Genomic DNA, 19,869 nt, shown 5'->3' on the forward strand with positions numbered 1-19,869 from the left:
AAAATGAAAAAATATACCCTTTATGGTATTTTAGGTTTTTTAAGCCTAATTTTATTTATTGCTTTTATTTTTATGGTGAGATATGTAGATATTGGGAATTTACCTATCTCACAAAATGTTAAATATTCTTTTGATGAAATAAAAAAAGAGTTACCACAAACTTGGCAAGATAAACTTTCAAATATTAAAATCAATGATTTTTCTCCAGCAGCAAATGAATTTTATATGAGTTTTAATATGGATGATTCTGTAGTAAAGCCAAAACAAAAATTTTATATGCTCGATGTAAATAAAAATGATGTTTATTCTATGTTTTGTTTAAAGCAAACTCTGCATTCTTTTTTTATCAAATACACTTTAACACAGAGTAAAGATGAAGTGGCAATTTATTTAGATACAAATAATGAAAAAGTATTAAATACACTGATCGACAAATTAAAAATTTACAACATAAATGCAAAATTAAAGGAGGTTTGGTTATGAAAAAAATTATTGTATGTGATGCGATATTAGACAAAGGCGTAGAACTTTTAAGAAAAGCTGATGATGTTGAGCTTATCGAAGCAGCACTTTTACCTAAAGATGAACTTTTAACAAAATTAAATGATGTAGATGTTGCTATTACTAGAAGTTCAACGGATGCGGATTTGAAATTTATCAATGCATGTTCTAATTTAAAAGCTTTAGTTAGAGCAGGCGTTGGGGTTGATAATGTTGATATAGATGAATGCTCTAAAAAAGGCATTATAGTAATGAATGTACCAACGGCTAATACTATAGCAGCAGTTGAGCTTACTATGAATCATCTATTATGCTCTGCAAGATCTTTTGTAAATGCTCATAATTTTCTAAAAATACAAAGAAGATGGGAAAGAGAAAAGTGGTATGGTGTTGAACTTATGAACAAAACTTTAGGGGTTATAGGTTTTGGCAATATAGGTTCAAGAGTAGCTGTACGCGCAAAAGCTTTTGGTATGAAAGTTATAGCTTATGATCCTTATGTGGTAGCTTCTAAAATGACTGATTTGGGTATAGAGTGTGTGAATTCTTTAGATGTAATCTTAACTCAAAGTGATTTTATTACCATACATACGCCAAAAACAAAAGAAACAACAGATATGATTTCTTTTGAAGAAATTTCTAAAATGAAAGATGGGGTAAGATTGATAAATTGTGCCAGAGGTGGTCTTTATAATGAAGATGCATTGTGCGAGGGGTTAAAAAGTGGTAAAATAGCTTGGCTTGGTATCGATGTGTTTAATAAAGAACCAGCAACTAATCATCCATTTTTAGACTTTGAAAATGTTTCTGTTACTTCTCATCTTGGTGCAAACACTTTAGAAAGTCAAGAAAATATCGCTATCCAAGCATGCGAGCAAGCTTTAAATGCTGCAAGAGGAATTTCTTATCCTAATGCTTTAAATTTACCGATTAAAACTGAAGATTTACCAAGTTTTGTAGCACCTTATATTGAGCTTATTTCCAAAATGGGCTTTTTGGCTGCTCAGCTTGATAAAACTCCTATTAAGGCTATTAAACTTGAAAGTGAAGGACAAATTAGCGAGTATAATGAGTCTTTATTAACTTTTGCAACAGTGAGTGTTTTAAGAGGTATTTTAGGTGAAAATATTAATTATATTAACGCACATTTTGTAGCTAAAGATAAGGGCGTAGAACTTTCTTCTTGTATTCTACCAAGTAGTGGTTATAGTAATAAAATCACTATAAAAGTAATTACAGATAATTCTAACCTTTCTATCTCAGGAACTATTTTTGGTGAAAATGAACAAAGAATAGTAGAATTGAATGGTTTTGATGTAGATTTTAAACCAAAAGGGAAAATGATAATTTTAAACAATAATGACATACCAGGAGTTATTGCTAATGTTAGCGGAATTTTAGCCAAAAATAATGTTAATATAGCTGATTTTAGACTTGGTAGAAATGGCTTTGGAAAAGCTTTGGCTGTAATTTTGCTTGATACGAAAATTTCAAAAGCTTTGCTTGAGGAATTAAGAGCTATTGATGCTTGTATTTTTGCAGAATATGCAGAAATTTAAGGCTTTTTATAAGCCTTAATTGTTACAATTATTTTTTAATTTTAAAATTAAGGAAAATATATGGCTTCTTATGGAATGGGAGATTTAAAAAAAGGTTTAAAAATAGAAATTGATGGTATTCCTTTTAAAATCGTAGAATATCAACATGTAAAACCAGGAAAAGGTCCTGCTTTTGTTCGTATTAAAATTAAATCTTTTATCGATGGTAAGGTTTTGGAAAAAACTTTCCATGCAGGGGATAAATGTGAATCTCCAAATTTAGAAGAAAAGCAAATGCAATATCTATACGATGATGGTGAAAATTGTCAATTTATGGATACTCAAACTTATGAGCAAGTTGCAATTAGCGATGAAGATGTGGGTGAAGCTAAAAAATGGATGCTTGATGGAACCATGGTAGATGTTTTATTTCACAATGGAAAAGCAATTGGTGTGGAAGTGCCTCAAGTAATGGAACTTAAAATTATTGAAACGGCACCAAATTTTAAAGGTGATACTCAAGGCTCAAACAAAAAACCAGCTACTTTAGAAACAGGCGCAGTAGTGCAAATTCCTTTCCATGTATTAGAAGGGGAAGTAATCCGCGTTGATACTGTGCGTGGAGAGTATATAGAAAGAGCAAATAAATAATCCCTTATTTAAGGGATTATAAAGTTCTTAATTTATTAATTTCATCTCTAAGCATTGCCGCTTTCTCAAACTCAAGATTTTTAGCTGCTTCTAGCATTTGTTTTCTTAATTCTTTTACTATTTTAGCGCGTTCTTTCGCAGGCATTTTTTCAAGTTCTTTGCCTTTACGATAAATTTCTCCTTGTTCAAGCTCATGTTTTAAACTTTCTTCTATGTTTCTTTTTACTGAGGTTGGTGTGATGTTGTGCTTTTTATTATAAGCTTCTTGTAGGGTTCTTCTTTCATTGGTAGTATCGATAGCTTCTTGCATAGATTTTGTGATTTTTTTAGCAAAAAGTAATACTTTTCCATTGACATTTCTAGCCGCGCGTCCCATCGTTTGAATGAGTGCAGTGGTGCTTCTTAAAAAGCCTTCCTTGTCTGCATCCATAATCGCTATAAGGGAAACTTCAGGTAAATCAAGTCCTTCTCTTAAAAGATTAATCCCGATTAAAATATCAAAAGCACCACTTCTTAAGCCACGGATGATTTCATTGCGCTCAATTGCATCAATTTCTGAGTGCATGTATTTTACTTTTAAGCCAAGTTCCAAGTAGTATTTACTAAGCTCTTCAGCCATTTTTTTAGTTAAAACGGTTATTAAAACTCTTTCATTACGCTCTATAACTTTTTTAGCTTCATCGTATAAAATTTCTACTTGATTTTCACTATCTTTGATTTCTATTTTAGGATCTAAAAGCCCTGTTGGACGCATGATTTGATAAAAAATATTTTCTTTGCTTAATTCTAGTTCTAAAGGTGCAGGTGTGGCTGAAACAAATAAAAATTTACAATTTTTATTAATAAATTCATCAAACATCAAAGGTCTATTATCTAAGGCACTTGGCAAGCGAAAACCATAATCAACCAAAGTTTGCTTTCTGCTTCTATCCCCTGCAAACATTCCGCGAAATTGTGGTAAAGATACATGAGATTCATCTACAATGACTAAAAAATCTTGATTTTTAATGGCAAAATAATCAAAAAGCGTATAAGGTGTATCGCCGCTCTTAAGCCCTGTTAAATGCAAGGCATAATTTTCAACTCCTTTGCACATGCCAGTACTTTGAAGCATTTCAAGGTCAAATTCTACCCTTTGTTTTAGTCTTTGTGCTTCTACGAGTTTATTTTCATTTTCAAAATAAGCAAGGCGTTTATTTAATTCAGCTTTTATACCTTTTATAGCCTCTTTAAGTCTAGCTTCACCTACGCTAAATTGACTAGTTGGATAAAGTATAAATTTTTTTAAGTCTTTACCTTTTTTATTTTCTAAGATATTATAATGATACATCGCCTCAAGTTCATCGCCAAAAAATTCAAGTCTAATAGCTTCATCCTCATAATAAGCTGGATATATATCTACTATATCTCCATTGACTCTAAAATCAGCTCTGTCAAAGAAATTATCATTGCGTTTATAACCCATATCTACAAGTTTTTTTAAAAGTTCTTTTTGATTTATTTGCATATTAAGCTCTAAAATCAAAACCATACCCACATACTCACTTGGATTTCCCAAACCATAATTTGCTGAAACACTAGCTATGCAAATAACATCATCATAACTTAAAAGCGAAGCACTTGCGCTTAGTCTTAATCTTTCTAAGTCTTCATTAGTAGAGCTGTCTTTTTCTATAAAAACATCGGTTCTTGGTATATAAGCCTCGGGTTGATAATAATCATAATAGCTTATAAAATACTCCACATGATTATTTGCAAAAAAGCCTTTAAATTCACTATAAAGTTGCGCGCATAGGCTTTTATTGTGGCTCATGATAAGAGTAGGCATGTTTAAGTTTTTAATGATATTTGCCATAGTGAAAGTTTTTCCACTACCTGTAACACCTAGCAAGGTTTGGTATTTATTACCTGCTTTAATGCTTTTTACTATACCATCAATAGCTTGCTTTTGATCAGGACTTGGCTTAAATTCGCTAGTAAGTTCAAACATAATTTTTCCTAACTTGTATTTTTACTAATTTTACACAAAATTTTTTCTAAAAATTTAAATTTTAAAACAAAAAGCTATGCAAAATTAAATTTTTTTTTGTTACAATATGTGTTTAAAATACTCTAAAATATAAAATCAATAAAGGCAAAAAATTATGTATGATGAAAGAATAATCAACACAATGACAGATAAAGTAAATGAGCTTTTGGCTAAATATAATGAAGTATGTGAAATAAATGAAAATTTAAGAAATGAATTAGTGAGCGTAAAAGCACAAAATGAAGCCAAAAACAATCAAATTGCGCGTTTGGAAGAAGAGCTTAAAAATAAAAATATTGAAAGTGAAGATGTGATCAAAAAAATAGAGGCAGTTCTTGGCAAACAATAATCAAAGAAAAGTTACAATCAATGTCTATGCAAAAGACTTTGTTGTAACATGCAGTAATGAATTTGCAAATCATCTTGAAGATGAGATTGCTTTAATTTCTGGAGGCACAGGTAAGATAGAACTTGCAAATTTCATTAATGCTTTTGTAAAACTTAGCTATGAAAATTATATCTTAAAAAAAGAACTCAACAAACTTATAAACACTATCGATGAAGAAATACAATAAATGCAAGTAAAAAAAGCTTTTACTTTAGTAGAGCTTATTTTTTGTATGATGATTATTGCTATTCTTAGCACAATTGCTTATCCGTATTTTTCTTTTGGAAAAAATGATGCTAAACTTATCCAAGCAAAAAGTGAGGTAGAGCTCATCAATGCTTCTTTGGCCTTACTCAAAAATCAGTTTTTATTTAAAGAAAGTAAGGATTTTCCAGCCATTTTAGATGAAGCTTTGATAAATAGTGAAAATCAAAAATTATTTTTTTGTGATAGTTTGCAAAATTACAAAAAAACAAATCATTGTACATATAGTGTATTAGATAAGCCAATTGTTTCAAGTAAAAAATCATGGATGAAAATAGCAAATACTCAATATAGATTTTTTATAAATGCTAAAAATTACATAGATTTTTCTTATAATGGTGAAAAAGTTTTTTTAGAATATGTGAGTTTAAATTGTAAGGATTATGGGTTTTGAATTTTTATCAACTTGCTATAAAAGGATATTATTTAGATACCTTAATTTATGAAAGTGAAGAAGAAATTGAAATTTTAGATGAAGTGATAGTTGATCTTGCAAGGAAAAAAAATCTCAAAGCTATAATTTTACAAAAATGTTCAAAGCCTGATTTTAAAACCCAAGCTATAAAAGAAAAAACAGGTTTTAAACTAACGCAATACCAATACGAACTTGCTCAATTTATTGCTTATTATTATGCTAGTAAAATAGCTTTTGTTTTGGGTATGTTTGAAAGCATTAAAGAGTATAAAAATGAAAAAATTCATATAGAAAAAGCACCTAGTTTAAGTAAAAACCAGCAAGAGGCTTTGGAATTTATAAAAACTAAACAAACTAGTTTGTTATTTGGCGATACAGGAAGTGGTAAAACTGAAATTTATATTAGCTTGATAAAAGAATATCTAGAGCAAGGAAAGCAAGTTTTGCTTTTAATGCCAGAAATCGCTCTAACTCCGCAAATGCAAAAAAGATTAAAAGTGTATTTTGGCGAGCATTTTTTCTTGTGGCATTCTAAAATTACTAAGAAAAAAAAGCAAGAATATTTGCAAGATTTAACAAATTCAAAAGCTCTTTTGGTGGTGGGAGCTAGATCGGCTTTGTTTTTACCTTTTAAGAATTTGGGTTTGATTATTATTGATGAAGAGCATGATAATTCTTATAAAGCTTCTAATAATCCAAAAATCAATGCAAGAGATTTGGCTTTATTTGTAGCAAAAAAAATGCATATAAAAGTTCTTTTGGGTTCGGCTACTCCAAGTGTTGTAAGTTATTATAAACATCCTTGTTTTAGACTTAAAGGAACCTTTTTTGAAAGCAAAAAGCAGTTTTTATATGATGAGAGCGAGCTTAGTGTCTCGTCAAAATTACTTTTAGAATTAAAAATTAGCTTAAGAAATAAAAAGCAAGCTGTGGTATTTTTACCTACAAGGGCAAATTTTAGACAAATTTTATGTAAAGAATGTGCTAATACCATTAAATGCCCTTTTTGTTCTATTGCTTTGAGTTTGCACAAAAATAAAAATGCATTAAAATGCCATTATTGCAATTTTACTAAAGAAATCGATCAAACCTGCCCAACTTGCAATGGAGTTATGCTTGAAGCTAAAAAAATGGGCACAGCAGAGCTTTGTGAGCTTTTAGAAAGAGAATTAGCTGAGTTTAATCCTATCATAAAAAGATTTGATAGTGATGAGATTAGCAGTGTAAAAAAGCTTGATATGATTTTAAAAGATTTTAATCAAGAAAAAATTGATATTTTAGTAGGCACTTCTATGCTTGCTAAAGGACATGATTATCACAATGTGGATTTGAGTGTGATTTTAGGTCTTGATGAGTATTTATTCAGACCTAATTTTAAAGCTTTGGAAGAGACTTTGGCTCTTGCTATGCAAGTAGCAGGTCGTGCAGGTCGAAAGGGTGAGGGTAGGGTACTTTTACAAACTAAAAATAGATCTTTTTTTGAAAAATATATACAAGATTATGATAGTTTTTTAAAAGATGAATTAAATGCCAGAAATGAGCTTTATCCCCCATTTAAAAGACTTTTAAGGCTAATTATTGAAGATGAGGATAAAAACAAAGCTTTAAATTTATGTGAATTTATAGCTAATAAAGTTCGAGAATTAAAACAAGTGCAATTAGTAGGCCATGGTGCTTGTGGCATTGAAATGCTAAATAAAAAATGGCGTTTTTATGTATTATTGCGCGCTAATACTCATCAAGAACTTGTAAAATTTGAGCACTTTGCTTTAAATTTTAAAAATATTACTTGCGATATAGATCCGGTTGATTTTTCTTAAAAAATATATTTATTTATAAATAATTATTATTTTATAATAAAAACAATATTTTATTTTTAATTTTAAATTTATTTTGATAAGAATATACTTTTTTAATTTCTTAAATTCAAAGGAGAGAAAATGAAAAAGTTTAGTTTTCTTACAAACTGTGTACTTTTTGGTGCTTTGCTCAATAATACTTTAGCTTGCACTACTATTTTAGTGCCAAATGAAGCAAGCAAAGATGGCTCTATGTTGGTTGCAAGAAGCGCTGATAGTAAAGCAGATAAAGCACAGATTTTTTTAATCCATCCAAGAGTTGAAAACCAAAAAGGTATTTATAGTACTAAAGCACATCAAGGAATGAATGATTTTACTTACCCTTTACCTGCTAAATCTTTTCAATATAGCACTATAGCTAATTGGCAAAGTAAATTACATGGTGCTACTGGTTTTAATGAAAAGGGTGTCGGGATAAGTGCTACTGAATCAATTTATGCAAAAGATGAGCTTTTAAAATTTGATCCTTATAATGAGAAAAATGGTATTAGTGAAGATGATATTTTAGATGTTTTGCTTCCAAGAATTAAAAGTGCAAAAGAAGGTGTTCTATTATTAGGCGATATTATAGAAAAACAAGGTGCTGCTGAGGGTTTTGGAGTGGCTTTTGTAGATTCTAAAGAAATTTGGTATTTAGAAAGTGCTACAGCACATCAGTGGATGGCTGTAAAAATTCCTAATAATTCGTATTTTGTTAGCGCAAACCAGGGTAGGTTGAAGCAATTAAAATTTAACGATGAAAATACCTTGCATTCTAAAAATTTAATAAATTTTGCCATAATTCATAAAGCGTATAATCCTAAAGTAGATAAGGATTTTGATTTTTTTAAAGTTTATACAAGAAATGATGATAGAGATTTAACTTATAATTATCCTAGAGTTTGGTGGATACAAAAAATGTTTAATCCATCTTTAAATCAAGATGTAAAAAATGGTGCTAATTTTAATGTGTTTTTAGAACCTGAACAAAAACTTAGTGTGGATGATTTAAAAAAAGCTTTAAGATCGCACTATGATAGAACAAAATATGATCCATACTCAAATTTCAATGAAGATGAAAATATTTATCGTGTTGTGAGTGTGTTTAGAACTTATGAATCTCATATCATGCAAGTTAGACCGTGGCTTCCTAAAGAGATAGGCAGGTTAAATTATGTCGCAATAGGAATGGCCGATTTGAGTGTGTATTTGCCTTATTATTTTGGTAATGATGAATTTATTGCAGGTTATCAACAAGGAACAAATGAAGCTGATGATGAATCAATTTATTGGATTTATCGCAAGTTACAAACTCTTGTAATGAGTGATTATAATAAGTATGCACCTATTGTAAAAAATGCTTATGTTAAATTTGAAAAAGACACATCTTTAAAACAAGAAGCTATGGAAAAAGAATATTTAAGTCTTTATCAAAAAGATAAGAATAAAGCAAAGCAAATTTTAGTTGATTTTTCATTACAAAATCAAAAGGAAGCTAAAAAACTTACCCAAGATTTAACAAATCAAATTTTTACCCTTTTAACAAGAGATACAGATGTAAAATATAAATCTCTTAATAAAAATAAAAAAGATTAATGATATAGCCCATTTTTGGGCTATAATACTCTAAAAATATTTTTAGAGTGATTTTATAATGACAAGATATAAAACAAGACAAATAAAAGTAGGCGATGTTTTAATAGGTGGTGATGCACCTATTTCTGTGCAATCCATGCTTTTTACTAAAACAAGAGATATTGAAGGTTGTTTAGAGCAACTTAATAGGCTTTATTTTACCGGTGCAAATATAGTGCGTTTAGCTTGTTTGGACATGGCAGATGCAAGAGCTTTAAAAGAAATCAAAGCAAAAAGTCCCTTGCCTTTAATAGTGGATATACATTTTAATCATAAGCTAGCAGTTTTTTGTGCTGAATTTATCGATGGGGTGAGAATTAATCCGGGAAATATAGGCTCAAAAGAAAATATAAAAGAAGTGGTGCAAGCTTGTAAACAAAGAAAAATTCCTATTAGAATAGGGGTAAATCATGGCTCTATAGAAAAGCAATTTAGCGATAAATATGGTTATAATATAGAGGCTATGCTTGAGAGCGCTTTATATAATATAAAATTACTAGAAGATTTAGACTTTTTTGACATTAAAATTTCTATGAAAACTTCAGATGTGCAAAATACCATAAAAGCTTATGAAGCTCTAAGACCACTTTGTGATTATCCGTTTCATTTAGGGGTTACTGAAGCAGGAACTAAATTTCATAGTACGGTTAAAAGTTCGATTGCTTTAGGAAATTTGCTTTTAAAAGGTATAGGCGATACAATGAGAGTTTCTATGACAGGGGAACTTGAAGAAGAGATTAAGGTAGCAAGGGCTATTTTACAAGATAGTGGAGTGCAAAAGAGTGGAGTAAATATCATCTCATGCCCAACTTGTGGAAGAATTCAAAGTGATTTGATTAAAGCGATTAAGATAGTAGAAGAAAAAACTAAACATATAAAAGAACCATTAAATATAAGTGTTATGGGTTGTGTTGTAAATGCCTTGGGTGAGGCTAAAGGTGCTGATGTGGCTATTGCTTTTGGAAAAAATCAAGGTTTAGTTATAAGACATGGTGAAGTGGTGGCAAAATTAAAAGAAGATGAGCTTGTTGATAGATTTTTACTTGAAGTAGAAGATGAAGTAAAACTTAGAGAAAAAGATTAATTTTTTTCTAAGTAAGTTTTTTGCATATTTTGTAATTTTTTAGAAATTTTTACTTTATAAATACTTGGATTTTGAAGTTTTTTTAGTTTAAAATCCAAACTATCAACACTTTTTTTATGATACTCTTGAATATTTTTCAAGTTAGGAAGCCCATAGATTAATTTTCCATCTTTAAAAATAAGCTCATGTAAATTTTTATATGTATAACCTTGATAATTTTTGATACTCTCATCATGTGTATATAAAATATCAAAACTTGCTTTATTGTTTTTATAATACCTTATGAGTTTTTTAAAATGTGGCAAGGTTGTTTTGCTTGCGCTTGCGCTGATTTTTATTTTAGGGATGATTTGATTGTTTTTTTCTAATGCAACAAGCTTGTAAACAGCTCCAAAAATAGGCGAGCTTGCTGAAGTAATAAGCTTTTCTCCAATACCAAAAGCATCGATTGGAGCTTTGTTTTTTAGTAATTTTTCTATGATGAACTCATCTAAGGCATTACTAGCTATGATTTTGCATTTTGTTAAGTTAGCAAGATCTAGTTTTTTTCTAATATATTTAGAGATTTTCAGCAAATCTCCTGAATCAATACGGATGGAATAATTTTGCATAGAATCTTGCGTATTTAACTCATTAAAAACTAAAATAGCATTTTCAATACCTTTTTTATAATCATATGTATCAATCAAAAGACTTATATTATCTTTATAAATTTGACAATATGCTCTAAAAGCACTTAGTTCATCATCAAACATTTGTACCCAAGCATGAGACATGGTTCCACTAATAGGAATATTAAATTTTCTCCCAGCTAAAGTACAGGCACTTGCATGAAAACCACCTATAAAAGCAGCTCTAGCACCATTTAAAGCTGCGCTTTCTCCATGGGCTCTGCGAGAGCCAAATTCTAAGAGTAATTTTTCTTTTGCAATTTGAGCAATTCTGCTAGCTTTAGTGGCAATTAGACATTGATGATTTAGAGTTAAAAGTATGAAAGTTTCTAATAATAAAGCTTCTATTATAGGTGCTTTGATAATCATTAAAGGTGTATTAGCAAAAATACATTCACCTTCTTTAACACTTAGTATATCTCCACTAAATTTTAAAGTTGAAAGGTAGTTTGCAAAATCATCATCAAATTTTTTAGTATTTTTCAAAAAATCTATGTCATCTTTAGAGAAAGAAAAATGATTAATATGATTTATGATTTGCTCTAATCCACAAAAAATAGCATAAGAAGCACTATCAGGAGCTTTTCTAAAAAAAACTTCAAAATAAACAATCTGCTTATGCATATTTTGTTTAAAATAAGCATAAGCCATATTTAGTTCGTAAAAATCACATAATAATGAAGAATTCATATAAGGATTTTTACTTACAAATTAATCCATTTGACGACGCAAGAAAGCAGGAACATCAAGTTGAGAAATCACTTCCTCATCAAACCCACCGCTAGCTTTGCGCAAATTCATATAGCTATTTTTTTTACTTTCTTCTTGTTCTTTAGCACTTTCTATTTCAGCTTTATCTTCAAAACCTGTAGCAATGATAGTTACTTCAACACGATCGCCCATGCTTTCATCAGTAGTTGCACCAAAGATTACTTTTGCATTTTCATCTGCTATATCGCTAATGCTTTGAGTAGCTTGTGAAATTTCTATTAACGAGCATTCAGGTCCAATTTTATAATGGATGATTACGCCTTTAACACCTTTCATAGTCATACCATCTAATAATGGAGATTCTATAGCGCTTGATAATGCGTCCATGATAGCATTTTCACCTTCTCCATGACCCACACCCATTAAAGCTAAACCTCTATGGCTCATAACAGTTCTAACATCTGCAAAGTCAACATTGATATCGCCATCTTCTAAAAGAATAGACACCATACCTCTAACAGCTCTAGCTAAGATATCATCAACTAGTTTGAATGCTTCTTTTATACCTGCTTTTTTTGGAAGTATGCTAAGAAGTTTTTCATTTTGGATTACAATGATAGAATCACTTTCTTTTTTTAATTCAGCCAAGCCAGCTTCTGCTAATTTTTTTCTTTGTTTTCCTTCAAATGCAAAAGGCATAGTTACAACTGAAACGGTTAGTGCGCCTACTTCTTTAGCAGCTTGTGCTACAACAGGAGCTGCACCTGTACCAGTTCCACCACCAAGTCCTGCTGAAATGAATACTATATCACTTTGACTTAAAGCTGCTTTTACTTCTTCAAAGCTTTCTCTTGCACTTTCTGCTCCAATTTCTGGTTGCATACCAGCACCTAAACCTTTAGTTTTTTTCTCACCTAGTTGAATTCTAGTTTTTGCTAAAGATTTAGCTATGGCTTGTGCATCAGTATTTGCTGAGATAAGATCAAGATCATGTAAGCCCATATTTACCATATGATCTATCATATTACCGCCACCGCCACCGCAGCCTATGACTTTTATTTTTGCACCTTTTGCGTGTTGCATTTCTTCTACTAGATATTCGCTCATTGTATCTCCTATTAGAACTGGTTTATTAATTTATTCCAAAAATTATGCATAAAACTTGATTTTTTATCTTTTTTGGTTTCAACTTTTGTTAATTCTGTTTTTTCATCTTCAAAATCTCTCTGTTCTTGAAAAATTTCTTCAAAATTTTTATTTTCTTCTTCATGTTCTTCTATGGTGAGATTTTGTTTTATCTGTTTGTTGATAAATTCAGGCTCTCCTTTGTATCTTAGTTTTTCATTAGAATCTAATTCATAAGGAGTAAAATGTCCACCACCATATAAACAAAGACCTATAGCACAGCTATTTTCTGCATCTTCAAAAATTTCTTTAAAGCCATCCATAGTATCTTTTTTTGCGGTCGCTATTCTAACAGCTTTATTATCAAAATAAGCTGAAGCAAGTTTGTCAAGTCCTGCAAATTTTGTCATTCCACCTGTTAATACTATGCCTGCTCCTGCTTGATTTGCACAAGCATTATCACTTAGCATTTTAGCCAAAATAATAATAGTTTCTTCAATTCTTGCATAAATAACATTAGATATAACTTCTACTGAAACTTCATTTTTTCTTTTTTCATCCCCCATATATGGAATTTGTATAATTGAGTTTTCATTTTGTGCTAAAGATGCATAATTTAATTTTAGTTTTTCTGCTTCTTTTGGTGGGGTATGCAAAGCTATGGATAAATCATTAGTGATATTTACTGAACCAATTTGTAAGCATTCATTATATCGTATAGAATTACCCGCATGAATGACCATATCACAAACCGCTCCACCCATATCGATTAAAATAGCACCTAGTTCTTTTTCACTATCATCAAAGCATGCGATAGAAGAAGCATATCCTGAAAGAACGATATTATCTACTCTAAGATCAGCAAGCTCAACTGCTTTTTTTAGATTTTTAATATGCACTTCTTGCGAGATTACAATATGTGTAGAAACTTCAAGACGATTTCCACTCATTCCCAAAGGATCTTCTACATGCTCAAGATCATTTACTTTAAAATTATAAGGCAATACATGAATGATTTCATATCCACTAGGTATATTTGCGGTATGTTTTGCTGTGCTTACTGCTCTGTGAATTTCTTTAATACCTATTTCATGATTTGGTATATTAACTACACCTATACTGTCTACACTTTTTGCATAAGCACCTGAAATAGATACAATTACTTTATCATAATGCACACCTGACATCATTTGTGCATCGGCTACTGCCTCTTCTATAGATTTTGAAGCAAGCTCTATATTGGTAATTGCTCCTTTTTTTATACCATTTGATTTTGATTTTCCAAAACCAATGATTTTAAGTCCTTCTTCACTTTTTTGTGCCAAAATAGCACAAGTTTGTATTGAGCCTAAATCAATTCCTAAAATATTCAATTTGTATTTCCTTTATAATAGCGTTGGATTGGATATAATTCTATAAGTTTTTTTAATAATTCTTCCTTAAGTAAAGCTTGTTTAGTTTGTTTGGCACTTTGTTCTATGATAAATTTATAAATTTCTTCTTTATCTTTGTTTTCTAGAGTTTGCTTTGTAATTTCATAAACTATTGCTTTATCATCAAATAAAACATAAGATTTAGCTTTATTTGAGTCAAATACATGCATTAAAAACTCACTAAATTCAGCATCATTTATCATTTCACCTACTTTTGCTCCTTTACTTGAGTCGCGACTATAAGTTCCTATATCTATGCCTTGGAAATTATTTAGGGCAAGCTTTGCTTTTTCTTCTAATAAAGTTTTAGTTTTTTCTCTGATGTAAAGTTTGCTCACTTCATTTTTGGCTTGCTCAAAAGTCATAGTCTGTATAGGATTTATTTTTATAAGTTTTGCAATCATATAGCCATTTTCAAATTTAAAAGGCTTAATAAAATCATTTTCTTTAGCTTTTTGTATGTTTTCTAAAGGGTAATAAATATCAGCATCGCTTATTGTGATGTTTTTGTCAAAACTAAGCTTGTTTTTTCTCAAAGCAACATAGCTTTCATTAGCTTTAAGTTTAAGCTTGGAAAGTTTTAAATCTTTTATAACTTTATCTTTGCTTTGTTCTAAGCTTAGAATTTTTCCTGCAAAATCTTTATAGTCATTTTTATTTTCTTCATAGTAAGCTTGAATTTCTTTATCAACAACTGTGATTGTATTAGGATCTAAAAAATAAGTTGCAAGCTCATAGCTTTTTTGTGTTTTATATAGGTTTTTGTTTTTTTCCCAAGTTTGTTTTAGTTCTTTTTCATCAATAGGAATATTTTTATTATCAAGTTTTATTATTTGAATTTTTAAATTATCTTGCATTAAAAAACTTGCACCAAACATATCAAGCTCATTTTGTTTGATTTGTAAATTTAAAATAGCATTGATTTTTTTAAGCAATAATTCATCATGGATAATTTTTTCATAAGCTTTTGGTGTATAGTTGTTTCTTGCAAGTAAATTATAATATAAATCTTTATCAAAAACACCTGAAGCATTATGAAAAATTTTTTGATGCGCTAAATCATAAGCAATTTCTTCTTCGCTTACATTTAAACCTAAAGTTTTAGCATAAGAAAGTAGAAGTTTTTCTTGTATAAGTTCATTGATAGCTTGAGTATCTAAGCCATCTTTTTGTGCTTGTTCTTGTGTATAATTGCCATTGTTTAATTGTGAGTAGTAGTTAAATAATTGAGAATATTTTAGATTGAATTCATCATAGCTTATTTTTTCATCGCCTACTTTTGCAACAGAATTTGATCTATCGGTGTTAAAATCATAACTTCCCCAGCCAACAAAACCTGCTCCAACAAAAGCAATAACACTAATCCAAATAGTAATAACTAAATATTTTTTATGATGCTGCATCCAAGTGAGCATTTTTACCCCAATCCATAATTAATTAAATTAAACCATAAATTATAGGTAATTTGTGATTAATAAAAAATTAATTTTATGATTTTATGATAAATTTGTCTCTGCTAAATGGATAATTTTACAAGAATTCTCGATTAAATCTATTATTTTTCCAAGTTCATAGCTTGTTCTTCCATAAGCAAATATTCCATATCCTTTCACAACGACAAAATTTTGTTTTTGTTCTAACATATAACGATAAATTTCAGTTTGTGATCTATCATCCCAATCCTCATAACTTTTAGGATTGTAAACTCGAATTTCTTCTAAAAAAATTTCTCCAAAATAATCTTGAGGTGTTATGAAATCATGATTTAAACTCATGGATAAGGTATAAGCTGGATAAGCAAAACATACGAATTTAGCTTCAGGTATATTTTCATATATGCTTTTATGTATTTCACTATCGCTGCTTGCTTCATCCCAGCTATAATCTTTTGCAAATTTTAAGATACTTAAATTTTTTTCATCTAATTGATTCAAAAAAGCATTGCTTTTGTTGATAATAAATGAGCCTTGGGAAAGTTTTGCTGAAACAGAACCATGGCAAATTCCAAAAAAATTTTTTTTAAACATTGATGAGGATAGAATTTGAATTTGGGAAATAATATTTTCTTTATTCATTAAAAACCTTGTTTTAAACTTAGCTAAGGTATTATACTAAAAAATATTAAAAGGTATATTTTGCAAAGTCCACATATTCCTGTTTTATTACAAGAAGTTTTAAATACTTTTGATGATTTTGATAGCGGAGATTTTTTAGATTGTACTTTGGGTTATGGAGGGCATTCTAAAGCATTATTGCAAGCTCATGAAAAATTAAGATTAATTGCTTGCGATAAAGATTTAGAGGCTTTAAGTTTTTCCAAAGAGTTTTTAAAAAATTTTCAAGATAGAATAAGTTTTAATCATATAGGTTTTAAAGATATTTTAACTCAAATTTCAACGCAAAACATAAGAGGAATTTTAGCCGATATTGGTGTATCTTCTTTGCAGCTTGATAAAAATGATAGGGGTTTTTCACTAAATTCTGATTTTTTAGATATGAGAATGGATCAAAATAATCCTTTAAGTGCTAAAGAAGTAGTAAATTCTTACAACAAGGAAACTTTAGAACGAATTTTTAAAGACTATGGAGATCTAGCGCCGGTTGCTTCAATGCTTGCTCAAAAAATTATCAATGCAAGAAGTCAAAAAGAGATTACAAGTGCAAAAGAATTAAGTCAAATTATAGGAAATGCTAAGTTAAAAGGACGCAATGTATCTTTAGTTTTGCTCGTATTTCAAGCTTTGCGTATAGAAGTAAATAATGAACTTGGTGAGTTAAAATCCTTACTTGAAAATATAGAAAAAGCAAAATTAAAAGATTGTAAATTAGCTATTATTAGCTTTCATTCTTTAGAGGATAGAATAGTAAAAAATACTTTTAAAAGATGGGAAAAAGACTGCATTTGTGATGAAAGAGCTATAAAATGCGAATGCGGTAAAGGACATAGTCTTGGTAAAATTTTAAGTAAAAAGGCTATAAGTGCCTCCAAAGAAGAAATAAGTTATAATAGTAGATCAAGTTGTGCAAAAATGAGAATTTTTTATTTTAGGTAAATAATGATTGAAGATGATTTTTTAAAAGAAAAACAAAATATACGCGAAAAAATGTTGAAATATTCTAGGGCTATTAAAGAAGGTAGACCTTATGAAGAGTATGAGCACAATTTCAATGAAAGCGATCGCATATTAAAAAATAGAATACAGCGTAAAAAAAGACCTAAATTTACAGACTTTGATGAAGAATATAAAGAAAAACCTAAAAAGCAATCCGCTATTTATTTAAAAGAAGATTTGATAAATGTTAAATTAGAAGAAAAAAAGCCTTTTAAATTACAACTCAATTTTTTCAAAAAGCAAAAAGAAAAATTTGATAAAAAAAATGATAAAAATCTTAAGCCATCTAAAAATGTTAAAACTTTGCAGGAAGTAAAAAAAGTAGAAAAAATACAACAAGAAAAAAAAGATTCTATTCAAATATCTAAAATTCTTACTCAAAGTAATGTCTTTGTTGTTTCAAAATTTCAAGATTTAAAAGAAAAAAGAAAAGAAAAAATCAAACTCAAACAAGAATTAAAAGAGCAAAAAAAAATCGAACAAGAAAAAATAAAAAAAGCTCAAGAAGAATTAAAAGAAAAAGAAAAATTAGCTAAGCAAGAGCAAAAAATTTTAGAAGAAAAAGTAAGGCTTGAAGAAAACCAAGAATATAATCAAGAAGATAAATACGAACTTTTAGATAGCATAGTAAGTGAGGAAAATAAAAATTTAACCCCTAAAAATTTATTATATGCAGGTTTGATGATAGCATTTGCTTTATTGATATTTTTCCCACAAATTTATATTAGAAATCAAATTTATTATGTAAGTAGAGAAATAGCAGATTTAAGATCGCAAGAATTAGTTTTAGATGAAGAAAACAAAGAGCTTCAAAGACAGCTTGAAGCATTGTATTTTCAAAATCAAGTTTTAGACTTTTTAGATTAATCTTGTGTTTGAATGATTTTCTCTAAAACATATTGTTCAAGTTGATTTTTTGGAATTTCTTCTTTAATAGCTTGATTATAAATATTTTCTGCTATTTTTGAATATTTTTCATAAGCAAAATATGGAAAATGTAAAGTCCAGGCTTTTTTCAATAATCTTTTGCTTATTACTTTTCTAGTATAAATTTTAAAAATATCATAGCCAACAAAAACACAAGCGGTAACAAAAATAGCACTTAAGATACTAATATGAAAATCAATAATTGTTAAAAAATAATGGCTGATGATAAGCATAGGAACTAAAATGGCTATACAAAAAAGGGTATATATAAGATAAGAATTAAATACCTTAAATTTAAAATTTAATTTCGCAGGATCTATCATCATACCTTCATTTAACAAGGCATTTGCTTCTAATAAATCTTTTAAATTAACAGGTTGATTTGAAACTTTAAAAATAAAGTTTAAAATAAATTCTTGTATTTTCATTGTTTTACCTAGTAAGTATGTGATTTTTGTGATTTTAGCATTTTTGTTTTTAAATAAGATAAATTTTAAGTCTTGTAAATGAAATCTTGTGTTAAAATTTACATTATTTTTGCATATTAAAGAAAGAAAAAGATGGCAGACTCTAGATTTATGATGAATGTAAAAGGCATAGCTAAAAGTTTTATACCTAGAAAAATTTATCAAAATCAATTACAAAATATTTTCAAAGAGCTTTTAAAATCAAAAAATATAGATAATATTATTACTCGCTTAAATTATTACAATTTGCAAAATGATTTTTTTGATATAAAAAATTTTCAAAATTATGAAAAAATAGGAAAATTTCCCTTTAAAAAAACTTCCTATGCTTATGATGCTTATGCGATTAGTAAGTATTTTAATGATGATTTTTTATGGATTAAAGGTTTTGGAGATATTAGTTATAATCTTAAATATCCAAGCATAGCTAAATCAAGACCAGTTGAAAATGGCTTTAATAATATCATTTTAAAATTAGACAAAAATAGACATTTTGATTTTATACAAGATAAAAACCAATTTGAAGATAAAAAAGACTTACTCTTTTTTAGAGGTGCAATTTATCAACCTCATCGTATTAAATTTTTTGAAAAATATTTTGATAATCCTCGTTGCGATATTGCTCATGTTGGCGGTAGAAAAATTCAAGCCGAAAAATGGATTAAAAATTTAAATTTTAAAATTAGCAGAGCCTATCAAACCCAGTTTAAATTTTTACTTTCATTGGAAGGTAATGATGTAGCAAGCAACTTAAAGTGGGCGATGAAAACAAATTCTTTAGTTTTAGCTCCAAAAATGCGTTATGAAACTTGGTTTATGGAAGGAAAGTTAGTTCCAAATGAGCATTTTGCTTTGATTGATGATGATTATGAAAATGTAGAAGCTTTGCTTGATTATTATTTAGCTAATCCACATAGAGCAAAAGAAATCATACAAAATGCTCATGCTTATATAGAGCAATTTTTAGATGAAAAGATAGAATTTTATATAGGAATTTTAGTTTTAGCTAAGTATTTTTATTATTCTAATCAGCTTGATTTACCAAAAGATATTATTAATTTATTTGATTAAAAGGAGAG

Annotated in this window: 19 protein-coding genes; 12 read left to right on the top strand and 7 right to left on the bottom strand. The window is 29.0% G+C overall.

The window, feature by feature from the left end:
• Positions 1–3: 3 nt before the first annotated feature.
• The 3 genes from L8V85_RS01915 to efp are packed head-to-tail and all read left to right on the top strand — an operon-like array spanning position 4 to position 2,690.
• The gene (locus L8V85_RS01915) at positions 4–483 is read left to right on the top strand and encodes a hypothetical protein (protein WP_133319893.1); all 480 of its coding nucleotides are present in this window, start codon (positions 4–6) and stop codon (positions 481–483) included.
• The gene (gene serA, locus L8V85_RS01920; protein WP_263737366.1) at positions 480–2,060 is read left to right on the top strand and encodes a phosphoglycerate dehydrogenase; all 1,581 of its coding nucleotides are present in this window, start codon (positions 480–482) and stop codon (positions 2,058–2,060) included. Before L8V85_RS01915 ends, serA begins: the two co-directional genes overlap by 4 nt.
• Positions 2,061–2,120: 60 nt before the next feature.
• Positions 2,121–2,690, top strand: coding sequence for an elongation factor P (gene efp / locus L8V85_RS01925; RefSeq protein WP_039618934.1), 570 nt, complete (start codon positions 2,121–2,123; stop codon positions 2,688–2,690).
• Positions 2,691–2,706: 16 nt separating this feature from the next.
• Here efp and uvrB read toward each other — a convergent pair whose 3' ends face one another.
• Positions 2,707–4,680 (bottom strand): excinuclease ABC subunit UvrB, encoded by a 1,974-nt coding sequence (uvrB, locus tag L8V85_RS01930; protein ID WP_133319895.1) that lies wholly within the window; start codon positions 4,678–4,680, stop codon positions 2,707–2,709.
• 154 nt (positions 4,681–4,834) lie between these two features.
• On the opposite strand from uvrB, the gene L8V85_RS01935 reads away from it, so the two are divergent.
• From L8V85_RS01935 to ispG, 6 genes are all read left to right on the top strand, one after another.
• Positions 4,835–5,068, top strand: coding sequence for a hypothetical protein (locus L8V85_RS01935; RefSeq protein ID WP_012661890.1), 234 nt, complete (start codon positions 4,835–4,837; stop codon positions 5,066–5,068).
• Positions 5,055–5,294 carry a hypothetical protein gene (locus L8V85_RS01940; RefSeq protein ID WP_133319896.1) on the top strand — a complete coding sequence of 80 codons (240 nt, stop codon included), beginning with the start codon at positions 5,055–5,057 and terminating at the stop codon, positions 5,292–5,294. The genes L8V85_RS01935 and L8V85_RS01940 overlap by 14 nt, the downstream gene beginning before the upstream one ends.
• A complete protein-coding gene (locus L8V85_RS01945) occupies positions 5,295–5,765 on the top strand; it encodes a type II secretion system protein (RefSeq protein WP_263737367.1) in 471 nt (156 codons plus the stop codon).
• A complete protein-coding gene (locus L8V85_RS01950; RefSeq protein ID WP_263737368.1) occupies positions 5,762–7,606 on the top strand; it encodes a primosomal protein N' in 1,845 nt (614 codons plus the stop codon). The genes L8V85_RS01945 and L8V85_RS01950 overlap by 4 nt, the downstream gene beginning before the upstream one ends.
• Positions 7,607–7,726: 120 nt before the next feature.
• On the top strand, positions 7,727–9,220 hold the full coding sequence (locus L8V85_RS01955; RefSeq protein ID WP_263737369.1) for a C69 family dipeptidase: 1,494 nt from the start codon (positions 7,727–7,729) through the stop codon (positions 9,218–9,220).
• A gap of 58 nt (positions 9,221–9,278) precedes the next feature.
• Positions 9,279–10,343: a flavodoxin-dependent (E)-4-hydroxy-3-methylbut-2-enyl-diphosphate synthase gene (gene ispG, locus L8V85_RS01960; RefSeq protein WP_263676484.1), complete on the top strand. Its 1,065-nt coding sequence runs from the start codon at positions 9,279–9,281 to the stop codon at positions 10,341–10,343.
• Here ispG and L8V85_RS01965 read toward each other — a convergent pair.
• The 5 genes from L8V85_RS01965 to L8V85_RS01985 all read right to left on the bottom strand — a co-directional run bounded on the left by L8V85_RS01965 (position 10,340) and on the right by L8V85_RS01985 (position 16,358).
• Entirely contained in the window at positions 10,340–11,704 is a 1,365-nt protein-coding gene (locus tag L8V85_RS01965; RefSeq protein ID WP_263737370.1) for a nicotinate phosphoribosyltransferase, read from the bottom strand. The two genes, ispG and L8V85_RS01965, sit on opposite strands and share 4 nt — an antisense overlap.
• Positions 11,705–11,725: 21 nt before the next feature.
• Positions 11,726–12,832 carry a cell division protein FtsZ gene (ftsZ, locus tag L8V85_RS01970; RefSeq protein WP_039626779.1) on the bottom strand — a complete coding sequence of 369 codons (1,107 nt, stop codon included), beginning with the start codon at positions 12,830–12,832 and terminating at the stop codon, positions 11,726–11,728.
• 11 nt (positions 12,833–12,843) lie between these two features.
• Complete coding sequence (gene ftsA, locus L8V85_RS01975) at positions 12,844–14,223, bottom strand: cell division protein FtsA (RefSeq protein WP_220566695.1); 1,380 nt, start codon at positions 14,221–14,223, stop codon at positions 12,844–12,846.
• Positions 14,220–15,698 carry a peptidylprolyl isomerase gene (locus tag L8V85_RS01980; RefSeq protein ID WP_263737371.1) on the bottom strand — a complete coding sequence of 493 codons (1,479 nt, stop codon included), beginning with the start codon at positions 15,696–15,698 and terminating at the stop codon, positions 14,220–14,222. Before L8V85_RS01980 ends, ftsA begins: the two co-directional genes overlap by 4 nt.
• 81 nt (positions 15,699–15,779) lie before the next feature.
• The gene (locus tag L8V85_RS01985) at positions 15,780–16,358 is read right to left on the bottom strand and encodes a class II aldolase and adducin N-terminal domain-containing protein (protein ID WP_263659740.1); all 579 of its coding nucleotides are present in this window, start codon (positions 16,356–16,358) and stop codon (positions 15,780–15,782) included.
• Between the two features lie 60 nt (positions 16,359–16,418).
• Here L8V85_RS01985 and rsmH point away from each other — a divergent pair, with 60 nt between their 5' ends.
• Both rsmH and L8V85_RS01995 read left to right on the top strand, forming a co-directional pair.
• Positions 16,419–17,336, top strand: a complete 918-nt coding sequence (rsmH, locus tag L8V85_RS01990) for a 16S rRNA (cytosine(1402)-N(4))-methyltransferase RsmH (RefSeq protein ID WP_263737372.1) — start codon at positions 16,419–16,421, stop codon at positions 17,334–17,336.
• A 3-nt stretch (positions 17,337–17,339) separates the two neighbouring features.
• On the top strand, positions 17,340–18,263 hold the full coding sequence (locus L8V85_RS01995) for a hypothetical protein (RefSeq protein ID WP_263737373.1): 924 nt from the start codon (positions 17,340–17,342) through the stop codon (positions 18,261–18,263).
• On the opposite strand, the gene L8V85_RS02000 is transcribed toward L8V85_RS01995, so the two are convergent.
• Complete coding sequence (locus L8V85_RS02000) at positions 18,260–18,751, bottom strand: hypothetical protein (RefSeq protein ID WP_133319905.1); 492 nt, start codon at positions 18,749–18,751, stop codon at positions 18,260–18,262. The two genes, L8V85_RS01995 and L8V85_RS02000, sit on opposite strands and share 4 nt — an antisense overlap.
• Before the next feature lie 132 nt (positions 18,752–18,883).
• Between L8V85_RS02000 and L8V85_RS02005 the strand changes: the two genes are divergently transcribed.
• Positions 18,884–19,861, top strand: coding sequence for a glycosyl transferase family 90 (locus L8V85_RS02005; RefSeq protein WP_263662653.1), 978 nt, complete (start codon positions 18,884–18,886; stop codon positions 19,859–19,861).
• Positions 19,862–19,869: the final 8 nt, after the last annotated feature.

The sequence above is a fragment of the Campylobacter sp. IFREMER_LSEM_CL2090 genome, assembly GCF_025771865.1.
GTDB classification, from domain to species: Bacteria; Campylobacterota; Campylobacteria; order Campylobacterales; family Campylobacteraceae; genus Campylobacter_D; species Campylobacter_D lari_D.